This is a genomic window from Pantoea sp. At-9b, assembly GCF_000175935.2.
Classification (GTDB): domain Bacteria; phylum Pseudomonadota; class Gammaproteobacteria; order Enterobacterales; family Enterobacteriaceae; genus Pantoea.
On record NC_014838.1, the window covers coordinates 435,822 to 458,736 of the forward strand.

At 55.0% G+C, this 22,915-nt stretch carries 20 protein-coding genes; 14 read left to right on the forward strand and 6 right to left on the reverse strand.

Features of this window, described 5'->3' with window-relative positions; translation table 11 throughout:
* The first annotated feature begins 75 nt into the window (after positions 1 to 75).
* From PAT9B_RS22410 to PAT9B_RS22430, 5 genes are all read left to right on the forward strand, one after another.
* A complete protein-coding gene (locus tag PAT9B_RS22410) occupies positions 76 to 2,187 on the forward strand; it encodes a TonB-dependent siderophore receptor (protein ID WP_013511567.1) in 2,112 nt (703 codons plus the stop codon).
* A 14-nt stretch (positions 2,188 to 2,201) separates the two neighbouring features.
* Positions 2,202 to 3,215 (forward strand): ABC transporter substrate-binding protein, encoded by a 1,014-nt coding sequence (locus PAT9B_RS22415; RefSeq protein ID WP_013511568.1) that lies wholly within the window; start codon positions 2,202 to 2,204, stop codon positions 3,213 to 3,215.
* A gap of 389 nt (positions 3,216 to 3,604) precedes the next feature.
* Positions 3,605 to 5,206 (forward strand): iron uptake transporter permease EfeU, encoded by a 1,602-nt coding sequence (gene efeU / locus PAT9B_RS22420; protein WP_041526106.1) that lies wholly within the window; start codon positions 3,605 to 3,607, stop codon positions 5,204 to 5,206.
* Positions 5,207 to 5,219: 13 nt separating this feature from the next.
* Complete coding sequence (efeO, locus tag PAT9B_RS22425) at positions 5,220 to 6,434, forward strand: iron uptake system protein EfeO (RefSeq protein WP_013511570.1); 1,215 nt, start codon at positions 5,220 to 5,222, stop codon at positions 6,432 to 6,434.
* 3 nt (positions 6,435 to 6,437) lie between these two features.
* Positions 6,438 to 7,700, forward strand: a complete 1,263-nt coding sequence (locus PAT9B_RS22430; protein WP_013511571.1) for a Dyp-type peroxidase — start codon at positions 6,438 to 6,440, stop codon at positions 7,698 to 7,700.
* Between the two features lie 76 nt (positions 7,701 to 7,776).
* Here the strand turns inward: PAT9B_RS22430 and PAT9B_RS22435 are convergent, their stop codons facing one another.
* Positions 7,777 to 8,082 (reverse strand): DUF1471 domain-containing protein, encoded by a 306-nt coding sequence (locus tag PAT9B_RS22435; protein ID WP_013511572.1) that lies wholly within the window; start codon positions 8,080 to 8,082, stop codon positions 7,777 to 7,779.
* A gap of 491 nt (positions 8,083 to 8,573) precedes the next feature.
* Between PAT9B_RS22435 and zinT the strand changes: the two genes are divergently transcribed.
* Complete coding sequence (gene zinT, locus PAT9B_RS22440; RefSeq protein ID WP_041526054.1) at positions 8,574 to 9,239, forward strand: metal-binding protein ZinT; 666 nt, start codon at positions 8,574 to 8,576, stop codon at positions 9,237 to 9,239.
* A 10-nt stretch (positions 9,240 to 9,249) separates the two neighbouring features.
* On the opposite strand, the gene PAT9B_RS22445 is transcribed toward zinT, so the two are convergent.
* Entirely contained in the window at positions 9,250 to 10,161 is a 912-nt protein-coding gene (locus PAT9B_RS22445; protein WP_013511574.1) for an alpha/beta hydrolase, read from the reverse strand.
* A 279-nt stretch (positions 10,162 to 10,440) separates the two neighbouring features.
* Here PAT9B_RS22445 and PAT9B_RS22450 point away from each other — a divergent pair, with 279 nt between their 5' ends.
* The 4 genes from PAT9B_RS22450 to PAT9B_RS22465 all read left to right on the forward strand — a co-directional run bounded on the left by PAT9B_RS22450 (position 10,441) and on the right by PAT9B_RS22465 (position 15,685).
* On the forward strand, positions 10,441 to 11,007 hold the full coding sequence (locus PAT9B_RS22450) for a sugar dehydrogenase complex small subunit (protein ID WP_013511575.1): 567 nt from the start codon (positions 10,441 to 10,443) through the stop codon (positions 11,005 to 11,007).
* A 30-nt stretch (positions 11,008 to 11,037) separates the two neighbouring features.
* The gene (locus PAT9B_RS22455) at positions 11,038 to 12,693 is read left to right on the forward strand and encodes a GMC family oxidoreductase (RefSeq protein ID WP_013511576.1); all 1,656 of its coding nucleotides are present in this window, start codon (positions 11,038 to 11,040) and stop codon (positions 12,691 to 12,693) included.
* Positions 12,690 to 14,093, forward strand: a complete 1,404-nt coding sequence (locus PAT9B_RS22460) for a cytochrome c (protein ID WP_013511577.1) — start codon at positions 12,690 to 12,692, stop codon at positions 14,091 to 14,093. The genes PAT9B_RS22455 and PAT9B_RS22460 overlap by 4 nt, the downstream gene beginning before the upstream one ends.
* Positions 14,094 to 14,371: 278 nt before the next feature.
* Positions 14,372 to 15,685 (forward strand): MFS transporter, encoded by a 1,314-nt coding sequence (locus tag PAT9B_RS22465; protein ID WP_013511578.1) that lies wholly within the window; start codon positions 14,372 to 14,374, stop codon positions 15,683 to 15,685.
* Between the two features lie 44 nt (positions 15,686 to 15,729).
* Here the strand turns inward: PAT9B_RS22465 and PAT9B_RS22470 are convergent, their stop codons facing one another.
* Positions 15,730 to 16,530 carry a MetQ/NlpA family ABC transporter substrate-binding protein gene (locus PAT9B_RS22470; RefSeq protein ID WP_013511579.1) on the reverse strand — a complete coding sequence of 267 codons (801 nt, stop codon included), beginning with the start codon at positions 16,528 to 16,530 and terminating at the stop codon, positions 15,730 to 15,732.
* A 276-nt stretch (positions 16,531 to 16,806) separates the two neighbouring features.
* Here PAT9B_RS22470 and PAT9B_RS22475 point away from each other — a divergent pair, with 276 nt between their 5' ends.
* On the forward strand, positions 16,807 to 17,922 hold the full coding sequence (locus tag PAT9B_RS22475; RefSeq protein ID WP_013511580.1) for a metallophosphoesterase: 1,116 nt from the start codon (positions 16,807 to 16,809) through the stop codon (positions 17,920 to 17,922).
* Positions 17,923 to 17,924: 2 nt separating this feature from the next.
* Here PAT9B_RS22475 and PAT9B_RS22480 read toward each other — a convergent pair whose 3' ends face one another.
* Positions 17,925 to 18,503: an XRE family transcriptional regulator gene (locus PAT9B_RS22480; protein WP_013511581.1), complete on the reverse strand. Its 579-nt coding sequence runs from the start codon at positions 18,501 to 18,503 to the stop codon at positions 17,925 to 17,927.
* 63 nt (positions 18,504 to 18,566) lie between these two features.
* Between PAT9B_RS22480 and PAT9B_RS22485 the strand changes: the two genes are divergently transcribed.
* A complete protein-coding gene (locus PAT9B_RS22485; protein ID WP_013511582.1) occupies positions 18,567 to 19,076 on the forward strand; it encodes a GNAT family N-acetyltransferase in 510 nt (169 codons plus the stop codon).
* Positions 19,077 to 19,090: 14 nt separating this feature from the next.
* Here PAT9B_RS22485 and PAT9B_RS22490 read toward each other — a convergent pair whose 3' ends face one another.
* Positions 19,091 to 19,873: an alpha/beta fold hydrolase gene (locus PAT9B_RS22490; protein ID WP_013511583.1), complete on the reverse strand. Its 783-nt coding sequence runs from the start codon at positions 19,871 to 19,873 to the stop codon at positions 19,091 to 19,093.
* A gap of 116 nt (positions 19,874 to 19,989) precedes the next feature.
* Between PAT9B_RS22490 and PAT9B_RS22495 the strand changes: the two genes are divergently transcribed.
* Entirely contained in the window at positions 19,990 to 20,910 is a 921-nt protein-coding gene (locus PAT9B_RS22495; protein ID WP_013511584.1) for a LysR family transcriptional regulator, read from the forward strand.
* Here PAT9B_RS22495 and PAT9B_RS22500 read toward each other — a convergent pair.
* Positions 20,864 to 21,829 carry a GlxA family transcriptional regulator gene (locus PAT9B_RS22500; protein ID WP_013511585.1) on the reverse strand — a complete coding sequence of 322 codons (966 nt, stop codon included), beginning with the start codon at positions 21,827 to 21,829 and terminating at the stop codon, positions 20,864 to 20,866. The genes PAT9B_RS22495 and PAT9B_RS22500 overlap by 47 nt on opposite strands.
* A 116-nt stretch (positions 21,830 to 21,945) precedes the next feature.
* Here PAT9B_RS22500 and PAT9B_RS22505 point away from each other — a divergent pair, with 116 nt between their 5' ends.
* Complete coding sequence (locus tag PAT9B_RS22505) at positions 21,946 to 22,587, forward strand: HD domain-containing protein (protein ID WP_013511586.1); 642 nt, start codon at positions 21,946 to 21,948, stop codon at positions 22,585 to 22,587.
* Positions 22,588 to 22,915: the final 328 nt, after the last annotated feature.

Sequence of the window (22,915 nt, forward strand, 5' to 3'; positions counted from 1 at the left end):
TACACAACGATAATAATAACCTTACAAAACAATACCATAAGTAAATATTTTATTAATCCAGGCAATGGCAAGGTAATGAAAATTAAATCCCGCAATATCCCGCTTATGCGTTTAATTAGCATCAGCGTACTGTTCGCTATTCACGCCCAGGCGGCAGAACAACCCACTCTCACCGTCACCGCATCGCCCAATCAAACCCCCTCATCGGTGGATAAAAAGGCCACGTTAGGTAATTTGGGCCGCCAGGAAATACGCAACACCCCGTGGTCGGTACAAACGGTTTCACCGCAATTAATGAAACGTCAGCAGCTAAAAAGTATCAGCGATATTTACCGCTATATGCCGTCGGTGCAGGGTGATGGTGCCCGTCCGCAAACGCGTGGTATGCAAGGCAGCGTGGTACAGAACAGTATGATCGACGGGTTGAATGTGGTTGCTACCACCGATTACGCCGCCGAGCAGTTTGACCATCTGGAGGTGTTGAATGGTCTGGCCGGTTCGTTGTATGGACCCGCCAACCCCGCCGGGTTATTTAATTTTGTCAGCAAACGCCCCAGCGATACCCCGCAACATAGCGTCACAGTTGGCGCGGGTACCGGCATCAGCCATCTGCTGGCCGGCGATTTTAGCGGCCCGCTGGATGACAATGATCGGCTGCGTTATCGCCTGAATCTGCTGGATGACGAAGGCAATGGCTACGTCAAAGGCAGCAAAAAGCGCCGTCAGTTGGTCAGTCTCGCGCTGGATGCCAATCTCAGCGATCAAACCGTGCTGGAAACCAATTTCAGCTACTACCACTTTTACGACAAAGGGTTACCGGGCAAATTTGCGCTGGGCAGCGGCCTGACATTGCCAGCCGCGCCTGACCCGAAAACTGCCCATCTCGGCCAATCCTATGCCGGGGATAACAACCACACCCTGACGGCGGGTGTGCATCTGAAGCACGATTTCGATGGTAACTGGCAAGGCGAGATCGGGGTATTGCGTCAAATCGCCGATCGTGAATCGACGGCGGTGACCAACACCTTTACCGATAATCAGGGGCATTACACCACCACCACCTCATCCGCCACCGCCAGTCGTTTTACTATCAACAGCTATCTGGCGAACCTCAATGGCGAAGTGGATACCGGCTGGATTCATCATCAAATTTCAACCGGTGTGCGGGGTTTTGTGTGGAAAAACATGAACCCAAGGGCGGGGGGCACCTCGACCCTGGGCAGCGCCTCGCTGGATAATCCCCAGGCGTTTGCCGAGCCGGACTACCCCGATTTTACCGATCGCTATCACTCCGCCACCGCCACGCAACATGCGTTTTTACTCAGCGATAATCTGGCGTTTTCACCGCAGTGGAGCCTGTTGCTGGCAGGCAGTGAAAGCCTGCTCAGTTCAGCCAACTACAGCAAAACCGGTAGCCGCAGCAGCGAATCGTCCAACAGCGGTTTTAGCGGTTCTGCCAGCCTGATGTATAAGCCGGTTGATCCGCTGACGTTATATGTCAGCTACGCCGATAGCCTGCAACAGGGCGACACCGCACCGGCTACCGCCAACAACGCAGGCAACATCCTTGCCCCGTATCGCAGCCGTCAGGTTGAAGTCGGCAGCAAGCTGGCGGTCAACAAGCTGTTGCTGACCGCTGCGCTGTTTCAGATCAAACGTCCGTATGCGTATACCAATGCTAACGGTGACTATGCGGTGGACGGTGAGCAACGTAACCGGGGCATTGAGTTGATGGCTGATGGTGACGTCACTGACCGTTTACACGTCTACGGCGGCATGACCTGGCTGGATCCGCGTCTGCTGAAAACCGCCAGTGCGCAGACGGACAATAAACAAATCGTCGGGTTGTCACGTTATGTCGCCAGCCTGTTTGCGGCTTACGATTTGCCGATGTTGAGCGGCACCGATATTCACGGTGGCATGCATTATGTCGGACGTCGTAGTACCGACAACCAGAACGATGGCTGGGTGAGCGGTTATACCACCATCGATGCGGGGGCGACGTGGAAAACGCAATTGTTCAACACCGCCACCACCTTCCGTCTGGATGTCACCAACCTGACCAATCGTCACTATTGGACCAATATCGTGCCGGGTGGGCTGAACGGCTATAGCGGTTCGGGCTACGCCAGCGCGCAATTGGGCGATCCGCGGATGGTGCAGGTTTCGATGCAACTCAATTTCTAACCGGGAGCGAAGCAATGTTAAAACCTTTCTGTGGGCTGGCGCTGCTGGTGATTAGCGCCGTCGCTCAGGCGCAGACGGTGACCGACGATATGGGGCAGCAGGTGGTGATAAGCCACCCGGCGACGCATATTGCGGATGCCTGGTTTGCCCATCATTCGTTATTGATGACGCTGGGCGCGGGCGATCGGATTGTGGCGACGGTGAATCATCCGGCCGATCGTCCCTGGATGTTCAAGGTGCAACCGTCGTTGTATCAGGCGCTCCAGGCGCACGGTAAAACCTTTGCCAGTGAGGCGCTGGTGGCGCGACATGTCGATGCGGTATTTGCCCCAGCCCATGATCCTGACGTCGAGTCCTGGCGGCTGGCGGGTATCCCGGTGCTGGAGATGCAATTTGATGACTTCGCTTCTCTGCAACGCTCCCTCACCACCACCGCACAAGTGGTAGGCACGGCGCAGGCGGCAGCGCGCGCCGTGACGTACAACCATTATCTCGATCAACAGATTGCGCGTATTCAGGCGAAAACGCAGGGACTCAGTGCCAGCCAGCGTCCGCGCGTGCTGCATATTCAGTCGCTCCATCCGCTGAAAGTGGACGGACGCGCTACCCTGATTGATACCTGGATTACGCTGGCCGGGGGGCGCAATGTTGCGGCGGGTATCGAGGGCAATATGAAGCCGATCTCACCGGAAGAGGTTATCCGCTGGAATCCGGATGTGATTATCATTGGGGCTGGCGCGGGCAAGCTGGAGGATTCTGCTTACGCGGCGCTGTTTGCCAGCGTCAATGCGGTGAAAAACCATCGGGTGTGGCAGAATCCAGCGGGGGTGTTTCCATGGGACCGCTATGGCACCGAGGTAGCGTTACAGATTCAATGGGCCGCCGCCAAACTGCATCCTGAATTATTTCCCGATCTGAACATCATCGATGCAACGCGTGATTTTTATCGCCAGTTTTACGCTTATCCGTTGAGTGCTGCGGAAGCCGGGCGGATTTTGCAGGCGTTGCCGCCTGCGGCTAATCATTAGCCAGTGGTTATTTTTTCCCCGTCCGTTGGGCTAATCATTGAGTAGCCAAATAAAATCACAAGCCATATCAATCTGTTCTCATTACATATCTCTACAATCTAAAAAATAACCAGCGGGGGAGGAAAGTTTCCTTCCCCGGCTGAAGATATATCTATGGTTTTTCCCTCGGTCATTACCCAGGCAGATTATTAAGGCATTTCTTAAGGTTAACTTAATGTTGAGATGTGGCTCACATCAGCAAGCAAAATAATATCTGGCAATGTCAGGGGCAAATAGAGTTTTTCCTTTTTTTACTATGCTGGTTAGCGGGAATGTTTATTATTCTCACGGGGAGTGATACTAATAATTATTATCATTTCGCTTTTAGTACCTGTTTGGGAGCACTCTACTTGCTGGCGACGTTCATTATCGCATTGCGCGAAGGCCTTGAAGCCGCATTAATCGTAGGCATTATCGCCGCTTTCTTACGCAAAAATGGCAGGCCACTTACGGCAATGTGGCTGGGCGTCGGTTGTGCTGTGATTCTCTCCCTCGCCGTGGGTTTTGTGCTGAACCTGACTGAGAACGCCTTGCCGCAGGCGCGGCAGGAGATGATGGAATCCATTATCGGTCTGGTGGCGGTGTTTTTCGTTACCGGCATGGTGATGTGGATGAACAACCATGCGCATAACCTCAAGCGTCAACTGGAAACCGAGGCAGCAGAGGCCATCAGCCGCTCCAGCGCGCTGGCGCTGACCAGTATGGCGTTTCTCGCCGTGTTGAAAGAAGGGTTCGAAACCAGCGTGTTTCTGCTGGCGACTTTTTCCGCCGCCCAATCGGCGGTGTGGGCAGCCGTCGGCGCGGTGTTGGGGTTACTGGTGGCGGTGCTGGTGGGATGGGGCATCTATGTCGGCGGCATCCGCATCAACCTGTCACGTTTTTTCCGCCTGACCGGCTTGTTCCTGATTCTGGTCGCAGCCGGTTTAATTATCTCCGCCTTGCGCAGTGCCCACGAGGCAGGGTGGTTAAATGCGGGCCAGCAACGCATTGTTGACCTGAGCTGGCTGGTTACCCCCGGCACCGTGCAATCGGCGCTGATCACCGGGGTGCTGGGCATTCCGGCCGATCCGCGCCTGGTGGAGTTTGCTGGCTGGATTATTTACATCGTGGTGGTGGCCGCGATGATCTACTGGCCTGCTCATTTAAAACCCGCACCGAAACGGGCGGCGCAGTTTACCGCCGTGACCGGTGTGGGTCTGATGATCACCGCTTTGCTGCTGCACTTCATTTATCCGGCACCGGAAGTGGAGATCCCCGATCAAATTCCGCTGGTCAGTCGTACCTCGCAGCAACCGGTCGGGCATATCAGCAGCCAGCCAGGCGCGGGCAAACAGTTTGCCGTCACCCTGACAGGACAAGCGGCTGAAACCCTGGTGGTGCCTGCCGATCAACTCAGTAAAGTCACCACCTCAGGCCGTCAGGAGTGGCAGGCGAGTTTCAGCTATGAACCTGCTGACGCCCATTCACCCCTGACCCTGGATGAGGTGATGGCCGCCTACGGCAACCGCATTCCGGTTGGCTTAAGTCCGGCGCAGCATCCGGGGCCTTATGATGCCAAATGGACGGTGAATTGCAGCGTCGATGCCGCGATGGCGCGCGGTGTGTTGGTCAGCGCTGAATCGCACCCGGCGACCTTTATTACCTTATCGGGCAGTGGCCTCCAGTCACCGCGCACCATCAGCGCCCGTGCGCGTACCACGGAAGCCGGATGCGACTGGCAAATCAGCCCGACGTATGCACAGGATATCGAGCAACACTTACGCGATGCGGTTGTTGCCCAGGATATCTGGCACTTCTGGGCCGTTATTTTACCTTCGCTTTTTGCCATTCTGGCCTTCACCTGCTTTTTCTCAGCCAGCCGCCAGTTCAGACGGCTGAAAGGTGTTCGTGCCCGAGGACGCAGCAAACAGGGACTGCTGGACAGTTCAACTCACCAATTGCCTGAAAAATAAACAGGAAGGCACGATGAAGACAAAACCGTTCTCTACAAAATACGCGCTGATTGCGGCAGGGATTTCCGCAGCTTTGATGCTGTCTGTGGATGCACAGGCGGCAACGGCGGCACCGGTGAAAAACGGTGCTTCCCAGGTCAATATCACCATGACCAATGAAGGCGATGGCACCTGCCATATCGACCACACTTCAGCCAAAGCCGGTCCGGTGACCTTTACCGTGGTGAACAAAACCGCCACCGCCCTGACCGAGCTGGAGTTGCTGAGCGACAACCGTATTCTGGGCGAAAAAGAGAACCTTGCTCCGGGCCTGCCGGCGGTGAAATTTACCGTTACGCTGGATGGCGGCACCTACCAGATTTATTGCCCGGGCGCGAAACAAGAGCTGACCAACTTCACCGTAACCGGTAAAGCGGCAGCAGCACCGACCGGTAGCGTTGCCACGCTGCTGGAAGAAGGCACCAAAGGCTATGCCAGTTATGTTAACGGCGTGGTGGATGCCATGGTGGTGGCAGTCGATCGTCTGAAGGCGGACATTGACGCAGGCGACCTGGAAAAAGCCAAAGCGGATTACGCCAAAGCGCGTCCGTTCTATGAGCGCATCGAATCTGATGTGAGCGGTTTCGTATTGCCGGGTTTCAAAGCTACCGATAACGCCGGGAACCTTGACTATCTGGTCGACATGCGTGCCTCCAACATCGACCCGAAAGTGGGCTGGCATGGCTTCCACGCCATCGAACGCGATCTGTTCGGCAACGGGGCGATCACCGCAGAAACCAAACAGCTGGCGGCTGAACTGCAAAGCAATGTGCACAAGCTGGATGAGCAGGTGAAAAAGCTGACTTACAAACCAGAGGATCTCGCCAACGGTGCGGCGGATTTGCTGGAAGAAGTACAGAGCAACAAAATCAGTGGTGAAGAAGAAGCCTTCAGCCATCTCGATCTGATTGATTTTGCCGGTAACATTGAAGGCGCTGAGCAGGCATTTGCCTTCCTGAAACCGGGCCTGGAAAAGATCGATCCTGACCTGACTAAACGCGTGACCGAGCAGTTCGCGGCAGTGCGTGCGTTACTGGAAACTTACCGCGATCCAGCGATTCCGGGAGGATACAAGTACTACACCGCCGAACTGAAAGCCTCAGAGGGTGCCAAACTGAGCCGTGCAGTACAGGCGTTGCAGGAACCCTTGTCCAAAATCGCTGAAAAAGTCGCTACCAGCGGAAAATAATCGATGAACGATAAGTTAAAACCGGCCAGGGAGGCCGGTAATTTTACCCGACGTGACCTGCTGAAAGGCGCGGTCGCCAGCGCGCTGACTATCCCGGCAATCAGCTCGGCGCATGGGCAAAGCGAAGCGTTGCATAATCCTGAAGACCGGGTTGATCTCTCGCGCGAACATGCCTTCTATGGCAGCGGCGGTCAGGTGGGTATCGAAACGCCGCCGCAGCGCCATATTATGTTTATGGCGTTTGATTTAACCTCGCAGAACCCGCGTGATCTCCAGGTGTTACTGGCACGTTGGTCGTCTGCCATTGCCCAGATGATGCGTGGCGAGACTATCGGTCAGATCGAACCCCTGCGGACCAGTGGTGTTGGCAGTGATACCGGCGAAGCGATGGATCTCGGTCCCGCCTCATTAACCGTTACGGTTGGCTTAGGGCCGCGGATTTTCAGCGAAGCGATGGGGCTGGCAGGCAAGAAACCGCCACTGATGCGCGAACTGATTCAACTGCCAAGCGACAACTTTAGCCCGGAACTGACCGGGGGCGATCTGTCCATCCAGGCCTGTGCTGATGATCCGCAGGTGGCTTATCACGCGGTACGTAACCTGGCGCGCATCGCCAAGGCGACCGGCACGGCAGCCACACGTTGGTCGGTGCTGGGTTTTGGTCGTGCCTCCGCCGGCAAAGGGCAATCCACGCCACGTAACCTGTTCGGTTTTAAAGACGGTACGCGCAATATCACCGAGAAAGCGGATTTCAAACGTCATGTGTGGATTAATGAGGGTCCGGCCTGGCAGCAGCAGGGCAGCTATCAGGTGGTGCGAAAAATCCGCATGCACATTGAAAACTGGGATGTGGACCGCGTCAGCGATCAAAACAATATCTTTGGTCGCCATAAACTGTCCGGTGCCCCGCTGAGCGGGCACAAAGAGTTTGATCAACCTGATTTTGAGGTCAAAGATCAGAGCGGTGAACTGGTTATCCCGGCAACAGCGCATATCAGCCTAGCGGCTCATGAGAATAATCAGGGAATTCGCATTCTGCGACGTTCTTATAATTATACTGATGGCTTAAATAATCTCGGCTTTCTGGATGCGGGATTACTGTTTATCAGTTATCAGAATGATCCGGCGCATTTTGAAACCTTGCAGGCTAAGCTGGGGGCGGCAGATGCGTTGAATGAATATATTTCCCATATTGGGTCAGGTATTTTCTTTATTCCGCCTGCACCGGCAGAAGGGTCATATATTGGTGCGGAACTGTTCAGCTGATTTACAGCACATCGCCAGGAAAAATCCGGCCTGGCGATGTGCCTGCTGCGTGATAAATTGCACAGTTATACCAATTTTAACCGTAGGCCACTTTGTCATTGATATGATACAGCGTTGCGGTAGCTGCCATCACATGCTGACCATCATTACCCGGTTGATGGGAGTCCACATTGGTGATGTGGTAGCCCACGGCTCCGGCTTCCAGCGCCTTTTTCACAAAGGCGTCATTCAGTTCTTCCATGGATGTCACCCAACTGACGCTGGTGACGCCAACCGGGTGGATCGACGCAATTTCACGGTGAGATAATCCTGAACGGACCAGTACCGGGTTAATTGTCTTCTCAGTAAAAATAGAAATGATGTCGTTAACTAAAGCTTTCATATCTGACTCCTCAACGCGACTGGTAAGCCAGTTATACGTATGACGATGGGTTGTTGTCGTTTAATCTTCGTTGATAAATATCGACGGTTGCGCACGGCAGGTAATCACCACCGTTAGGAATAATAAATACCTTTTGCCCGACTAAATTTTAGCTTTAACTGCTAATTAACACGCAGGCAAACTTCTGCCACAACTCCATTAACTTTGCGCGAATATTTTTTCATTTGATTACATTTATGGCATGGCGTGAGGGGCTGATGAGGTCGGGGCTGAATCTTCGCACCAGATTATAAATAAGATGTTAAGGATTGGTTTACTCTGAGCCTGCCTGACGAGAAGTCTGTCATGACTTCTCAATGCCACATCATAATAAACATTCTTCACGTCCGATTAGCCCAAATGAATTTGGGCTTCTTTTTGCCACCAGTCGATCCGCGTAGCATACACTTTGCGTTACAAATTGTTATGATATAACATCTCCATTTTGACAAATGGAGAGTCTGGTTGTGAAAAGTAACATCAAAAAAATCGTATTATCTCTGGGGTTAATCAGCCTGAGCGCGTCGGTGCTGGCGCATGGCGATCACGCGCACGGTAAGCCACTGACGGAAATGGAGCAGAAAGCGGCGGAGGGCGTGTTCGCCGATCAGGATGTCCGGGATCGTAACCTTTCTGATTGGGAAGGCGTCTGGCAGTCAGTTTATCCGTTGCTGGTCAATGGTGACCTCGATCCGGTGCTGCGCAAGAAAGTGGCAAAAGACCCCGGCAAAACCTTCGCTGACATCAAAGCGTATTACCGCAAAGGTTATGTGACGCAGGTTGATACCATTGGCATCGAAGACGGTGTGATGGAGTTCCATACGGGCGAACAGTCCGCTACCTGCCACTATCGTTATGCCGGGCATAAAATTCTGACCTATGCCTCAGGGAAGAAGGGTGTGCGCTACCTGTTTGAGTGCCAGGATGCCAACAGCCAGGCCCCGAAATTCGTGCAGTTCAGCGATCACATCATCGGTCCAAGAAAATCATCACATTTTCATATCTTTACCGGCAACACCTCACAGGAAGCGCTGCTGAACGAGATGGATAACTGGCCCACTTACTATCCGTATCAAATGCAGACCGCCGAGGTGGTGGAGGAGATGCTGCACCACTAAGTAAGGCGGATTAGCGCTGCCATTCATGCAGCCATCGCGCATATTCGCCCGGCCACGCCATGGTTGGTGTGCCGGGTCGTCCCATGCCAAAGCCATGTCCTCCACGCGTATACCGATGCCATTCCACCGCCACCCGCTGCTGCTGGCAGGCGCGGGTCATAATCAGGGTATTATCAGGGTTTGATACCGGGTCATCTTCAGCCTGCACCAGAAAAAAGGGCGGAGAATCCGGGCGGACATAGTTCTGTACGGACCAACTGGCGTCCTCGGCAACGGAAGCATGCGGGCCAACTAACACCCGTTGGGTTGAGGTGTGGCTATAGGGTGGCTCCAGCGTGATGATCGGGTAAATCAACGCGGCGCGCTCGGCGGTTGCCGGGGTGTGGTCCAGCGCATCCTCGGGAAGATAAGATTGAAAATCTGCACGGGTGGCCGCCAGACCGAGCAGATGCCCACCGGCGGAAAATCCCAGCAGGCTGACGTGCTGTTCACGTTGCCGCACTATTCTCAGCGCGCGCTGAGCATCCTGCAATGCCACCACATTACCCGCCTGCCAGCCTTCAGTGGGGAGACGATAGCTGAGCACATAAGCGGTAAATCCGCGTGCCACCAACCATTCGGCTGCCGGCCAGGCTTCCTTGCCCATTTCAATACGTTTATAACCGCCTCCGGCAGCGATCAGTACCGCATAACCGTTGGCACGCGCAGGGGTGAGGGCGGTGAGTGTGGGCACGGCGATCTGGCGCTGTGCTCCCGTGGCAGAGGTCACCAGACTACCGGTCGGTCCGCCACCGCCTGGCGGTTTTCCGTGCCAGAGGGGAATCAGGGTGCGACTTAGCGCTGCTGCGGTAAAGGCGGGGCGGGTGTTGGCCGCAACCAGTGTACCAAGGGTGAGTCCAGTCAGAAAACGGCGGCGATGCATGGCAGATCCCTTTTGTGGCGGCGCGATTTATCGCGTGCTTTTCAGGCATTGGTATACTCTGCAAAACCCGCGCGATAAATCGCGCCGCTACGCGAGTTTGTAACGGAATACATCGTGGATGCTTTTTAATTAACCTATTTCACATTTCTTTATCATTTAGTGCTATCTCCCCGACAAAAGTGCGGAATCTGATAAAAACCTGATAACAGTTTTGAAACTTAAACGGTAGGATGTTACCCGTAACTTTGCTACTCCTTTCTTCTCAACATCAGGTAACCCATGAAACGACATTTTCCAACTGAAACCGTTTCTGTCAGCAAAAATGGAACCGGTTCCAGTCGCAGGGAATTCCTCTTTGCGACCCTTGGTCTGACACTGACCGGCGTGGTCGCGAGCCTGCCGGGCAGGGCGTTTGCCGCCAGTGTTATCAGTGGCAGCGATGCGGTGAAGCAGTTTGTCACGCTCTCGCAAGTTATCACCGAACATCAGCATCTGGATGCCGTGTTGGCGGCGCGTTTTTTTGCCGCGTTTAGCCAGCGCGACGCGCAATTTGCTCCGCGCCTGGCGCAGCTCGCCTTGTTGTTACAAGCGGGCATGTCTGCACAACAACTGCTGGCAAAGGCAGACAGCGCGGGTTTACACGATTTCCTCTACCAAATCGTCACTGCCTGGTACACCGGGACCGTGGGGGATGACTATCACGGCACGTTAGTCGCCTATAAGCAGGCCCTGATGTACCAAACCGTCAGCGATGGCCTGGTGGTGCCGACCTACTGTGGTAACGGGCCGATCTGGTGGACGGTGCCGGTGCCGGATGAACGCAATGGTCTGATTGACTCGCTGTAACCACTCCTTTCATAAAAAACGAAGAAAATCATGAAAAAACCAATTTTTACTGCGCAGGGTGATGCCTCCGCAGACATTGTTATTGTGGGCTCCGGTGTGGTGGGTGGCTTGATGGCCAATGAGCTGGTCAGTCAGGGCTATTCCGTACTGGTACTGGAAGCAGGGCTACGCATTGATCGTGCTCAGGCGGTGGAAAACTGGCGTAACATGCCCTTCGCCAATCGTGCCGGTTCCGATTTTCAGGGGTTATATCCGCAGTCAAAATTTGCCCCGGCACCGCTCTATTTCCCGCCGAATAACTATGTCAACGTCACCGGTCCTAACGCCGCCAGTTTTCAACAGGGCTACCTGCGCACCGTCGGGGGCACCACCTGGCATTGGGCGGCGTCCTGCTGGCGTCACCATCCCAGCGATTTTGTTATGCAGTCGAAATATGGCGTGGGCCGTGACTGGCCGATCAGCTACGACGAGCTGGAACCCTGGTACTGCCGGGCGGAAAACGAAATCGGCGTGGCTGGCCCGCATGACGTGGCGATGCAATCCCCATCTGAGCGCAGTCAGCCTTATCCGATGGATATGGTGCCGTTCGCCCACGGGGATAACTATTTTGCCAGCGTGGTAAACCCGCACGGCTACAACCTGGTACCGATCCCGCAAGGCCGCAGCACCCGTCCGTGGCAGGGACGTCCTACCTGCTGTGGCAACAATAACTGTCAGCCGATTTGCCCAATTGGCGCGATGTATAACGGCATCCATCATATCGAACGTGCGGAACGCAACGGTGCGGTGGTGCTGGCGGAAGCGGTGGTTTACAAAATTGATACCGATGGCAACAACCGGGTGACCGCTGTGCACTGGAAAGACAGTTCCGGCGCTTCGCACAAGGCCAGCGGTAAAGCCTTTGCGCTGGCTTGTAACGGTATTGAAACCCCCCGCCTGTTGCTGATGGCAGCCAACGGCGGTAACCCGCATGGCATCGCCAACGCCTCCGATATGGTGGGGCGTAACATGATGGACCACTCCGGCTTCCACTGCTCCTTCCTGACGGAAGAACCGGTCTGGCTGGGGCGTGGTCCGGCGCAGAGCAGTTGCATGGTGGGCTATCGCGATGGCGATTTTCGTCGTGATTATTCGGCCAACAAAATGATCCTCAATAACATCTCGCGCGTGGTGGCAGCGACGCAGCAGGCGTTGAAAAAAGGACTGGTGGGCAAAGCGCTGGATGAGGAGATTCGCTACCGCGCGATCCACAGCGTGGATATCTCCATCAGCCTCGAACCGCTCCCGGACCCGGAAAACCGCCTGACGTTAAGCAAAACCCGCAACGATCCCCACGGTTTGCCGTGCCCGGATATCTATTACGACGTCGGCGATTATGTGCGGAAGGGGGCTGAAGTCTCACATGCGCAACTGGAACATATTGGCCAGCTGTTCAACGGCAAAGAATTCACCATCAGCAAAGGGTTGAATGCCAACAACCATATTATGGGTGGCGTAATCATGGGCAAAAGCGGTAAAGACGCGGTGGTGGATGGCAATTGTCGCGCCTTTGATCATGAAAACCTGTGGTTGCCGGGCGGCGGGGCGATCCCGTCAGCAAGTGTGGTCAACAGCACCCTGACCATGGCGGCACTGGGACTGAAGGCCGCGCAGGATATCGCACAGCGTATGAGGGCACTGGCATGAAGACATTAATTGCCAGCAGTCTGGCCGCGCTGGTGACGTTGGGCGCACAGGCCGCTCCCCTGGATAGCAACCTGTTGCGACAGGGCGAGCAGGTGGCCATTGCGTCGGACTGTCAGGCCTGTCATACCGCGCCGGGCAGTAAAACCGCGTTCAGCGGCGGTTATGGCATCGCTTCGCCGATGGGGGTGATTTATGCCACCAACATCACGCCAGCAAAAAGCGGCATTGGTGAGTACAGCGAAGCCCAGTTTGCGGCGGCGGTGCGTCATGGCGTGCGCGCCGACGGCGCGCAGCTCTATCCGGCGATGCCCTACACCTCTTACAGCATGATGACCGACGCAGATGTACATGCTCTGTATTACTACCTGATGCATGGCGTACAGCCGGTGGAGCAGCAGAATCCTCAAACCAATCTGCCTTTTCCGTTCAGCCTGCGTTTTAGTATGCGCTTCTGGAACATGATGTTTGCCAACGACAAAATGTGGCAGAACGATGGCAGCAAAAGCGCCGAATGGAATCGGGGCAATTATCTGGTTAACGGCTTGACGCACTGCAACACCTGTCACACGCCACGCGGTTTTATGATGCAGGAACAGCCGGATCGTCCGCTGGCAGGGGGACCGCTGGGTAGCTGGTACGCGCCCAATATCACTTCAGATCCGATCAGCGGCATAGGTGGCTGGAGTGATGACGAGCTGGTGCAGTATCTGAAAACCGGGCGTGCACCAGGCAAAAACCAGGCGGCGGGCGGCATGGCGGAAGCGGTGGAACATAGCCTGCAATACCTGCCGGACAGCGATCTGCATGCGATTGCGGTTTACCTCAAAGGCACCACGCCGCTGCGTGATGAAGGGGAAACCCAACCGGCCTTCAGCTATGGCGCACCGATGGATGTGGAAAACAGCCTGCGTGGCCGTAACCCGAATAACGCTAACCAATCGCTGACCAGCGGTGCGGCGCTGTTTAGCGGTAACTGCGCCAGTTGCCATCAGCCAGATGGGGCGGGCAGTGCTAACCAGGCCTATCCTTCGTTGTTCCACAACACCGCGACCGGAATGCGCAATCCTGCCAACCTGATTGCCGCGATTCTGTTTGGTGTACAGCGTGATACCGCCGATCATCAGGTGCTGATGCCCGGCTTTAGCTCGCCGTCCTACGTTGACAAGCTGAACGATCAGCAGGTGGCCGATATCAGTAACTTTGTGCTGAAAAACTACGGCAATCCTGACGTCACGGTGACCGCAGGTGATGTCGCCTGGGTACGCAAAGGCGGTCACCCGCCACTGCTGGCCCGCCTGCAACCGCTGGTGCTACCGGGACTCATTGGCGTGGTTATCCTGGTGCTGGCCGGGGTGGCGCTGAGTGTGGTGCTGCGGCGTAAAGGTAAAAAACCGTCGTGATTGATGGGCCAGGCTAACCACCTGGCCCATTTTGTTACTGCGCGGTGTTACAGGCGTTGTGACTTGTCGCAAGATTCGCGCGATAAATCGTGCTGCTACGCTATGTTTAAATCGTTTTTATTTGTGGCGGCGCGATTTATCGCGCTGATTTCATTGCCCCATCACGCTGCGTGTAACACCTTTTGTTAACACTTTTCCCAGTGACGTTGGTCGCAAAAATAATTTCCAAACTCTCTTTAATAGATGGCAGTGCTAAGCATCTATCCGAAGGGGGCGTTATGCAGGACTCAATTCCCGGAACTCGTTGGTATCGCGTTATCGCGCCGATTTTAATTGTTTGCATCATCTCCTTCATGGACCGCGTCAATATCAGTTTCGCCTTACCGGGCGGGATGGATCAGGATCTCGCCATTACCAGCCAGATGGCGGGCATCATCAGCGGTATCTTCTTCATTGGTTATCTGTTCCTGCAAGTGCCGGGTGGCCGCATTGCGGTTAACGGCAGCGGCAAGCGCTTTATCGCCTGCTCGCTGGTGGCGTGGACGCTGGTGTCAATTGCCACCGGGTTTGTCACCAACCACTATCAGCTGCTGGCGTTGCGTTTCGTATTGGGGGTGTCGGAAGGCGGGATGTTGCCCGTGGTGTTAACCATGGTGAGCAACTGGTTCCCGGAAAAAGAGCTGGGACGGGCGAATGCCTTTGTCATGATGTTTGCGCCGCTGGGTGGCATGTTCACCGCACCTATCTCCGGCTACATTATCAACGCCCTGGACTGGCGCTGGTTGTTCATCATCGAAGGGGGCCTGTCGGCGGTGATCCTGCTGGTGTGGTGGCTGGTGGTGAGCGATCGTCCCGAAGAAGCACGCTGGCTGCCGGAACGGGAAAAAGTGTGGTTGTTGCGTGAGTTGCAGCGGGAACGTGCCGCAGCCCGTGCGGTCGCGCCGGTGAGTAAAGCCCCGTTAAAAGCGGTGTTTCGCAACTCTGGCCTGATGGAACTGGTGGTGCTGAACTTTTTCTATCAAACCGGCGACTACGGTTACACCCTGTGGTTGCCCAGCATCCTGAAAAACCTGACCGGTTCGAATATGACCGGTATCGGCCTGCTGGCCGCACTGCCGTTTGTTGCCACGTTGCTGGGTATCTATGCTATTTCCTGGCTGAGCGATCGTACCGGTAAGCGTCGTTTGTGGGTGATGATTTCGTTGTTCTGTTTTGCCGCTGCGCTGCTGGCGTCGGTGGTGTTGCATCACAACGTGGTGGCCGCCTATATCGCGCTGGTGATTTGTGGTTTCTTCCTGAAAGCCGCCACCAGCCCGTTCTGGTCTATCCCGGGCCGTATCGCTGCGCCAGAAGTGGCGGGAAGTGCGCGTGGCGTCATCAACGGGTTGGGGAATTTAGGCGGTTTTTGTGGGCCGTATCTGGTCGGGATGATGACCATGCTGTACGGACAGAATGTCGCGGTGTGCTGGCTGGCGGGATCGCTGGTGGTCGCCGGACTGATCACCACGCTGCTGCCCAAAGCCTGTGACCTGAATCCGTCTGCCGATCGTCAGGGCAGTGAGCAGGATAATCTTGTCAGCCTGAAACATTAAGTCCGATGCCGCGCGGGCATTGCACTGCGCGGCATCGTTGATGCTTACCAGCCTTTGATAATATCGCCTTTGTAGATCTCGTTCGCTTTGTTCAGCACTTCCGGTGACTGGAACGCTTCTTTCAGCTTCTGAATATTCGGGCTGTCTTTATTATCTTCACGCGCCACAATCGCGTTCACGTAAGGTGACGCTTTACCTTCCATAAACATGCCATCGCGCGAGGCAGACAGGTTCGCCAGTGCGGCAAAGTTGTTGTTGATGATCGAAACATAGACCTGGGGATCGTCAAGGGTACGCGCCAGCTGCGGGGTATCCACTTCAACAAACTTGAGGTTTTTCGGGTTCGCGGTGATGTCCAGTGTCGTCGGCAGCAGGCCCGCTTCCGGTTTCACGCTGATCAACCCTTGCGCCTGCAACAGCAGCAGGCTGCGGCCTAGGGTGGTGGCTTCGTTGGAAATGGTGATGGTTGCGCCATCCGGCAGATCTTTTAATGATTTGATTTTGCGTGAGTAACCGGCAATCGGGAACACGAAGGTATTGGTGATCACGGCAAAATGATAGCCACGCTCTTTGGACTGCATCTCCAGATACGGCAAACTCTGGAAGGCATTGGCATCGACATCTTTGTTAAACAGCGCTTCATTAGGCTGAACATAGTCGTTAAACGCCACCACATCCACGTCCAGATGATATTTGTCATGCGCAACCTGCTTGACGGTGTCCCACAACGCCTGATCGGGTCCGGTGTTGATCGCCACTTTAACACTGTTGTCATTGTCTTTATTGCAGGCGCTAAGCAGCGTTACGGACGCGGCCAGCAGTACGGAGAGTAATTTTTTATTCATAACCAACTTCCCTTCTGAACATCTCAATTTTCTGTAACCTGTTGCACATTTATCGCGCTGATAAGGTGCTTTCTGCATGATTGCGCGCTAAATCGGACCGTGAAGAGCGTGCGTTGCGCATGCACTATAATCTACATCCAGACGTCTGTACATCCAGATGGGGATCGTTTGCTGTAAATTGCAGCGATACTCAAACCGCCTGTTTTGAAAAGTCTCCGCCCGCTTTTTGTTAGATACTGATCGGCCTTAACCTCGCGTAAATCCCAGGGACTCACGATGTTTCACCTGATCTTCAGTATTCCAGGCTGGTATGTGATCGCACGTTTTATCGCTCCCCTGGCCTTGCCGCTTGCGGTGAAGCTGGTGTTTTCCGCTGTGGTGTTGATCGCCACGCAATATCTGTTTTTCAGTCGCTTTACCTCTGGCAGCATCATGTCGCCGGAGATGCCGCGTCCCGTGATCATCCTGTTTAACTGGGCGTTCTGCGCGGTGTTGTTCCTCGCCATGTTGCAGGTGCTAGTCGATGCCGTGGCGCTGATTGCGCTGCTGCTGGGGCATCCGCTGGTGATAGCGCCCGGGGTGCGCTATGGCGCTGGGGTGGCTGCGATGTTGCTGGCGGCATTCGGCGTGCACCAGGCGATTCGTGTGCCGCCGGTCAAAGATGTGGTGTTCACCATCAACAACCTGCCGCCAGAATTTGCTGGCTATCAGCTGTTACAGTTGACGGATTTGCATATCAGCAAGTTGTTTAACGCCAACTGGACGGCGAAGATGGTGAAAAAAGCGATGGCGCTCGATGTGGATCTGATTGTGATCACCGGCGATGTGATTGATGGCACCCTGAACAATCGCCGCGCCGACGTTGAACCGTTACGCGGTCTGCATGCGCCAGATGGCGTATTGGCCATCACCGGCAATCATGAATATTTCTTTGAACAGGCGGCATGGACCGATCATCTGGCTTCGCTCGGGCTGAAGCCGTTGCTCAACAGTCATACCGTGGTGGCGCGTGACGGAGCCAGCCTGGTGATTGCCGGGGTGACCGATGCCTCGGCCCCGCGCCGGGGGGCTACGGGCCCGGATTTGGCCGGAGCACTGTCCGGTGCACCGGCGAATGCGCCGGTGGTGCTGTTGGATCATCAACCGCGCAATGCACGGCAAAATGCCGCGCAAGGGGCAGATGTGCAACTTTCCGGGCATACCCACGGCGGGTTAATCGCCGGGTTTGATCGGCTGTTCGCCAAACCCAATGGTGGCTATGTCTCGGGCTTGTATGCGGTGGAAGGCATGCAGCTGTACGTCAATAACGGCACCGCATTATGGCCGGGGATGGCGGTGCGCCTGGGTCGTCCTTCCGAGCTGACGCGCATCACGCTCCAGCCCGCGCAATAGCGTTAGCCGTTTTTCAGCACCACCACGGCATAACGGCAGTTTTGCGCGCTGGTGTTGCTGAAGATACAGTCGGCGGGATCGCCCAGCTCAAGGCAGTCGCCTTGCTGCATGACAAAGTGATGATCCCCTTCCTGGAAGGTGAGCGAGCCTTCCAGTACCCAGATCAACTGGCGACGTGACAGATAGGAGATGGCGGGCATCGGCACGCTCACCCCGGCAGGTAAATCGACACTGACTAAATCCACAGGAATCTGACCGGGTGAGACGTGCCGTCGGATATAACCGGTTTCCGGGTCCTGCCATACCGGCTGTTGCGCCTGTCTGATCAGCGTGCCGGTCTGCACTTCGCTCAGGGCGATCAACTGCGACATACTCATATCAAAAGAACCGGCGAGGCGTGCCAGTAAGGTCGCCGTCGGGCTGCTTTCGCCCCGTTCAATTTTGTGGATCATGGCGCGGGAAACCCCGGAATTTTCCGCCAGATCGGTCAGCGACCAGCCACGTTTTTCCCGCTCGGCTTTCACTTTTTGTCCGATACGGATATTTATGCTGTCTTCTTTACTGGATTTTTCGTCTGACATAGTGGATAAATAATATAGTGAACGAAGCATCTACTTTAGTGACAGAACAATGAGGTGTCCAGAATGAATATCCGCCCGGCAGTTGAGCAGGATGCGGCAGTGATTGCCGCCATTTATAACGATGCAGTCCTCAATAGCACTGCGATCTGGAATGACAAAACGGTTGCTGTCGCGAACCGCGTGCAGTGGATGGCCGATCGTCAGCAGGCCGGTTTCCCGGTATTGGTGGCGGTGGATGAACAGGATGGCGTGCTCGGCTACGCTTCTTACGGTGACTGGCGACCCTGGGATGGCTACCGTTTTACCGTCGAACATTCGGTGTATGTCCTGAAAAGCGCACGTGGCAAAGGTGCCGGGGAAGCCCTGATGCGCGCGCTGATCACCCACGCCACGCATCAGGGAAAACATGTGATGGTGGCGGGGATTGAGTCAGAAAATACCGCTTCCATCGCCTTGCATCACAAGCTCGGTTTTAGCGAGGCGGGTCGCGTCAGTGAAGTGGGGAACAAATTTGGCCGTTGGCTGGATCTGACGTTCCTCCAATTGCGTCTTGATCAACGCCAACAGCCCTGACAGCGCTACTGTCGTTAACCTTGCAGTCCAGTGGCAAAGGCGCTGAGCGTGTTTGCTACCGTTTGCGGCGCTTCCACCGGTAACAGATGACCTTTACCTGGGATGATATGGACATCAGCCCAGGGATAAAGCGCTGCGATGGCATGTGCAACCACCGCGGGGGGATCGACTTTATCTTGCTCACCCGCCAGGATAATGATGGGCAGATCGAGGTGTTCTGCGGCGGGGCGCAGGTCTTCGCGCGATGCCGTAAACACCCAACCGTCTGCCGCGTTGTCACTGACGCGTAATGCATCCGCTACCAGCTTTTCGCGTTGCTGTGCAGTCAGCTCTCCTGCGGTTAAGACATTTTCCAGCGTCCACAGAATGGATTCGCGGCTGTGGTAAGCCGCCCGCATCTGGCTGCGCTGTTCTTCTGTGAAATTCATCGGCGCGAGTGGGGCAGAAGCCACCAGCGCGAGGGCGATGACCTCTTGATGTTGACGGCTGGCCAGCAGTTGGGCCGTTTTACCTCCCATCGAGTGCCCCACTAAAATCACCCGTTTGAGGCCCAGTGCCTGGATAACGGCATACACATCATCTGCGTGGTCAGCGGTGCGGTAACCTTGTGTGGCGACCTCAGACTGCCCCGAACCGCGAGCATCAATCGCGACACAGCGGAAGTCATCGCTCAGGAGCGAGATCACCGACGACCAGGTGGCAGAAGAGCCTCCCCAAAAATGCATAAAAACCAATGCAATATCGCCATTGCCGCTATCGGTGACGTGCAGTTGTACACCTTTACTGTCTATTTTCATGCTTGCCTCGTGGTGTGAAAAATCATCAACAACAGTTTCGCTAATGACGTAATGGTTTGGAATGAGGCAAAAAATAGCTATGGTAGATATTAAAAGTATATACAAGGGAGTCCGTGATGGACCGTCTGTTGAGCATGTCCGTGTTTGTCGCCGCCGTTGAAGAGGGCAGCATTGCCGCTGCGGCGCGCCGGTTAAATCTCTCCCCGGTGATGGCGGGGCGTTATCTCACCTCACTGGAGGAAGGATTGTCGGTCAGATTGCTGGAGCGCTCCACGCATCAGCTCAACCTCACCGATGCGGGTGGGTCCTATTTTGTGAAAGCGAAACGTATCCTCAGTGATATTCGGGAAGCGGAGCAGGAAGCCACAGCGAAACATATTTCGCCCCAGGGGAGCCTGCGTATTGCCGCACCGGTCACCTTCGGCACCCAGTATCTGGCTCCTTTGATAGCGGCGTTTATGCGCGATTATCCGCAGGTCGATATTCAGTTGCAGCTGCTTGATCGCTTCATTGATTTGGTTGATGAAGGTGTAGACCTGGCGATTCGTATCGGGCAACTGCCCGACTCGGACCTGGTCGCCCGGCGGATCACCGATTACCGTTTATTAGCCTGTGCCTCCCCGCGTTATCTTGCGGATGCCGGCAGGCCGCTGTTGCCGGAGGAGTTAGCTCGCCATGTGCTGATTGGTTATTCCGGGACCATGACAACCTCACCGTGGCAATTTACCGCCGCGAGCGGTGAGGTGAAGCAAATCGAGGCCCACTGCCGTTTTCTCGCCAATAACACTGCGATTATGGTGGCGCTGGCCTTACAAGATGCCGGAATAGTCTATGGGCCAGAATTTGTCATGCAACCGCATTTGCAGACCGGCGAATTGGTCGAGGTATTGCCTGATTACCGATGCCCGGTGATCTCATTGTTTGCGGTCACGCTAAACGCCAAATACGTCAATAGCAAAACCCGACTGTTTATTCAGTATCTGAAACAGGCTATGGCTTCTTCCCCGCATAGAACTTGCGATAAACCGCTGGAGTAAAACCGGTCACTTTAATAAATGCCCGTCGCATGACATCGCTGCTGTTATAACCGCAGCGCGCCGCGATGGATTTCACCGGTTGATTGGCGGTCAACAGTTCACGCGCCAGCGTGATACGTGCCTCCTCCAGCCACTCGCCCGCCGTGACGCCCATTTCCTGATGAAAAATGCGGTTCAGGTGGCGGGTACTGAGTTGGATATGTTCCGCCATCTGCGCCACGCTTTTCACGCTGTCCAGGTGGGATAACGTCCAGCGCTGGAGATCCTGTAAGGCCGAGCGTCCATCCACTGACGTCTGTTGTTTGCGAATAAAATGCCCCTGTCCTGCGGGTCGCCGAAAGAACATCACCAGATTCGCTGCAACATCCTGCGCCACCTCCGCTCCCACATCCTCTTCAATAAAACGCAGAGCCAAATCCAGGCCAGATGTCACCCCGGCGGCGGTGCGCACCGGGCCATCAGCGACATATAACGCATCCGCATCAACGTCAATGTCGGGATAACGGCGCGCCAGCGTTTTGGCAACCGACCAGTGGGTGGTGACTTTGCGCTGATGCAGTAACCCGGTCTGCGCCAGCAACAGTGCACCGGTACACACCGAGCCATAGCGCTGGCTGCGTTGGCAGAGTGGGGCGATAGCGGCAATCTGTGCCGCGCTAAGGGTGAAGGCGTCAGCCTCCGGGGCACCGGCGATGAGAAAACTCATCGCACCCGCGGGCGGCGTCTCGCCCAATCGGCAATGTGCGGCGAGTTTGACCCCGGATGAAGCCAGAATCTCTTCCCCGTCCAATGACATCACCCGTGGTTGATAGACCTGACGGTGCAGGATGCGGTTGGCTTCGGCAAAGGCATCAAGCGGGCCAGCCACATCAAGCAACTGGACCCCCGGCACCGCCAGCATCACGATGTTATGCGCCATCTTCACCCCTCTGAGTCTGTTTTTATCGCAATGTCTGAAATAGTCAATTAAAGACTAATGTAGACATTGTGCCAGCCTTTTAGAATGGTGACCAGACATCCAACAGGAGACATATGATGAACTTCACCGTACAAGGCATTCGCATACCTGACACCCAGATGATGCGCGACACCACCGCGTTTATCCGTGACACCGAATCTGACCTGCTGTTCAACCATTCCAGCCGGGTTTATTACTGGGCGGCTTTAGCCGGTCAACAGCGCAATCTGAAGGTTGACCACGAGTTGCTGTACGTTGGCTGCATGTTCCACGATATCGGGCTGACACATGAACATTGCAGTTGTGATAAACGTTTTGAGGTAGACGGGGCCAATGCGGCGCGCGAGTTTTTGCGTGGTTATGGGGTGCATGAGAGCGACATTGATAAAGTCTGGACCGGCATTGCGTTGCACACCACGCCCGGTATTCCTGAGTTTATGGCTCCGGAAATTGCGCTGGTTACGGCCGGGGTAGAGATGGATGTGCTCGGGATCGGCTATGACGGCTTTGCTGAGTCTGACCGGGAAGCCGTGGTGGCACAACACCCGCGTAGCGCCAGTTTTAAGGAAGATATCATCCAGGCTTTTTATGACGGTATCCAGCATCGTCCGCAAACCACCTTTGGCAATGTGAAAGCCGATGTGCTGCAAGACAAGGACCCCGCGTTCCAGCCGATGAATTTCTGCCACATTATCCGGCAGTCACGTTGGCAGGGTTGAGTGGGGTGCAACGCCGGGCGATGGTGTGATCGTCGCCCGTTAAATACATTAATTACAACATACATAAGATCATATTAATCAATATCCCTCAAGCCACCGTGCGTCGGGAAAGGTCGTTAGGATTCAATCAGTGGTATCGCTTCCACTTGAAGTGCGTTCGTTTACATTTCTGACTGATGAGAATAATAGCGAATTTTTATCTTTTACTGCCGTTATTTGTTTAATTGGCTGAATTAAAACAATTTAATGATTTTTCCTGAAAAAATCGCACGGAATTATAATGTAGCAACCTTGTGATAACGTTTACACTGATGCTGTAATTTCTTTA

What these genes read in the sequence shown, in the direction of transcription:
- PAT9B_RS22410 (WP_013511567.1), top strand. Translation starts at nt 76, where the DNA reads ATGAAAATTAAATCCCGCAATATCCCGCTTATGCGTTTAATTAGCATC.
- PAT9B_RS22415 (WP_013511568.1), top strand. Translation starts at nt 2,202, where the DNA reads ATGTTAAAACCTTTCTGTGGGCTGGCGCTGCTGGTGATTAGCGCCGTC.
- efeO (WP_013511570.1), top strand. Translation starts at nt 5,220, where the DNA reads ATGAAGACAAAACCGTTCTCTACAAAATACGCGCTGATTGCGGCAGGG.
- PAT9B_RS22430 (WP_013511571.1), top strand. Translation starts at nt 6,438, where the DNA reads ATGAACGATAAGTTAAAACCGGCCAGGGAGGCCGGTAATTTTACCCGA.
- PAT9B_RS22435 (WP_013511572.1), bottom strand. Translation starts at nt 8,082, where the DNA reads ATGAAAGCTTTAGTTAACGACATCATTTCTATTTTTACTGAGAAGACA.
- zinT (WP_041526054.1), top strand. Translation starts at nt 8,574, where the DNA reads ATGGAGAGTCTGGTTGTGAAAAGTAACATCAAAAAAATCGTATTATCT.
- PAT9B_RS22445 (WP_013511574.1), bottom strand. Translation starts at nt 10,161, where the DNA reads ATGCATCGCCGCCGTTTTCTGACTGGACTCACCCTTGGTACACTGGTT.
- PAT9B_RS22450 (WP_013511575.1), top strand. Translation starts at nt 10,441, where the DNA reads ATGAAACGACATTTTCCAACTGAAACCGTTTCTGTCAGCAAAAATGGA.
- PAT9B_RS22455 (WP_013511576.1), top strand. Translation starts at nt 11,038, where the DNA reads ATGAAAAAACCAATTTTTACTGCGCAGGGTGATGCCTCCGCAGACATT.
- PAT9B_RS22460 (WP_013511577.1), top strand. Translation starts at nt 12,690, where the DNA reads ATGAAGACATTAATTGCCAGCAGTCTGGCCGCGCTGGTGACGTTGGGC.
- PAT9B_RS22465 (WP_013511578.1), top strand. Translation starts at nt 14,372, where the DNA reads ATGCAGGACTCAATTCCCGGAACTCGTTGGTATCGCGTTATCGCGCCG.
- PAT9B_RS22470 (WP_013511579.1), bottom strand. Translation starts at nt 16,530, where the DNA reads ATGAATAAAAAATTACTCTCCGTACTGCTGGCCGCGTCCGTAACGCTG.
- PAT9B_RS22475 (WP_013511580.1), top strand. Translation starts at nt 16,807, where the DNA reads ATGTTTCACCTGATCTTCAGTATTCCAGGCTGGTATGTGATCGCACGT.
- PAT9B_RS22480 (WP_013511581.1), bottom strand. Translation starts at nt 18,503, where the DNA reads ATGTCAGACGAAAAATCCAGTAAAGAAGACAGCATAAATATCCGTATC.
- PAT9B_RS22485 (WP_013511582.1), top strand. Translation starts at nt 18,567, where the DNA reads ATGAATATCCGCCCGGCAGTTGAGCAGGATGCGGCAGTGATTGCCGCC.
- PAT9B_RS22490 (WP_013511583.1), bottom strand. Translation starts at nt 19,873, where the DNA reads ATGAAAATAGACAGTAAAGGTGTACAACTGCACGTCACCGATAGCGGC.
- PAT9B_RS22495 (WP_013511584.1), top strand. Translation starts at nt 19,990, where the DNA reads ATGGACCGTCTGTTGAGCATGTCCGTGTTTGTCGCCGCCGTTGAAGAG.
- PAT9B_RS22500 (WP_013511585.1), bottom strand. Translation starts at nt 21,829, where the DNA reads ATGGCGCATAACATCGTGATGCTGGCGGTGCCGGGGGTCCAGTTGCTT.
- PAT9B_RS22505 (WP_013511586.1), top strand. Translation starts at nt 21,946, where the DNA reads ATGAACTTCACCGTACAAGGCATTCGCATACCTGACACCCAGATGATG.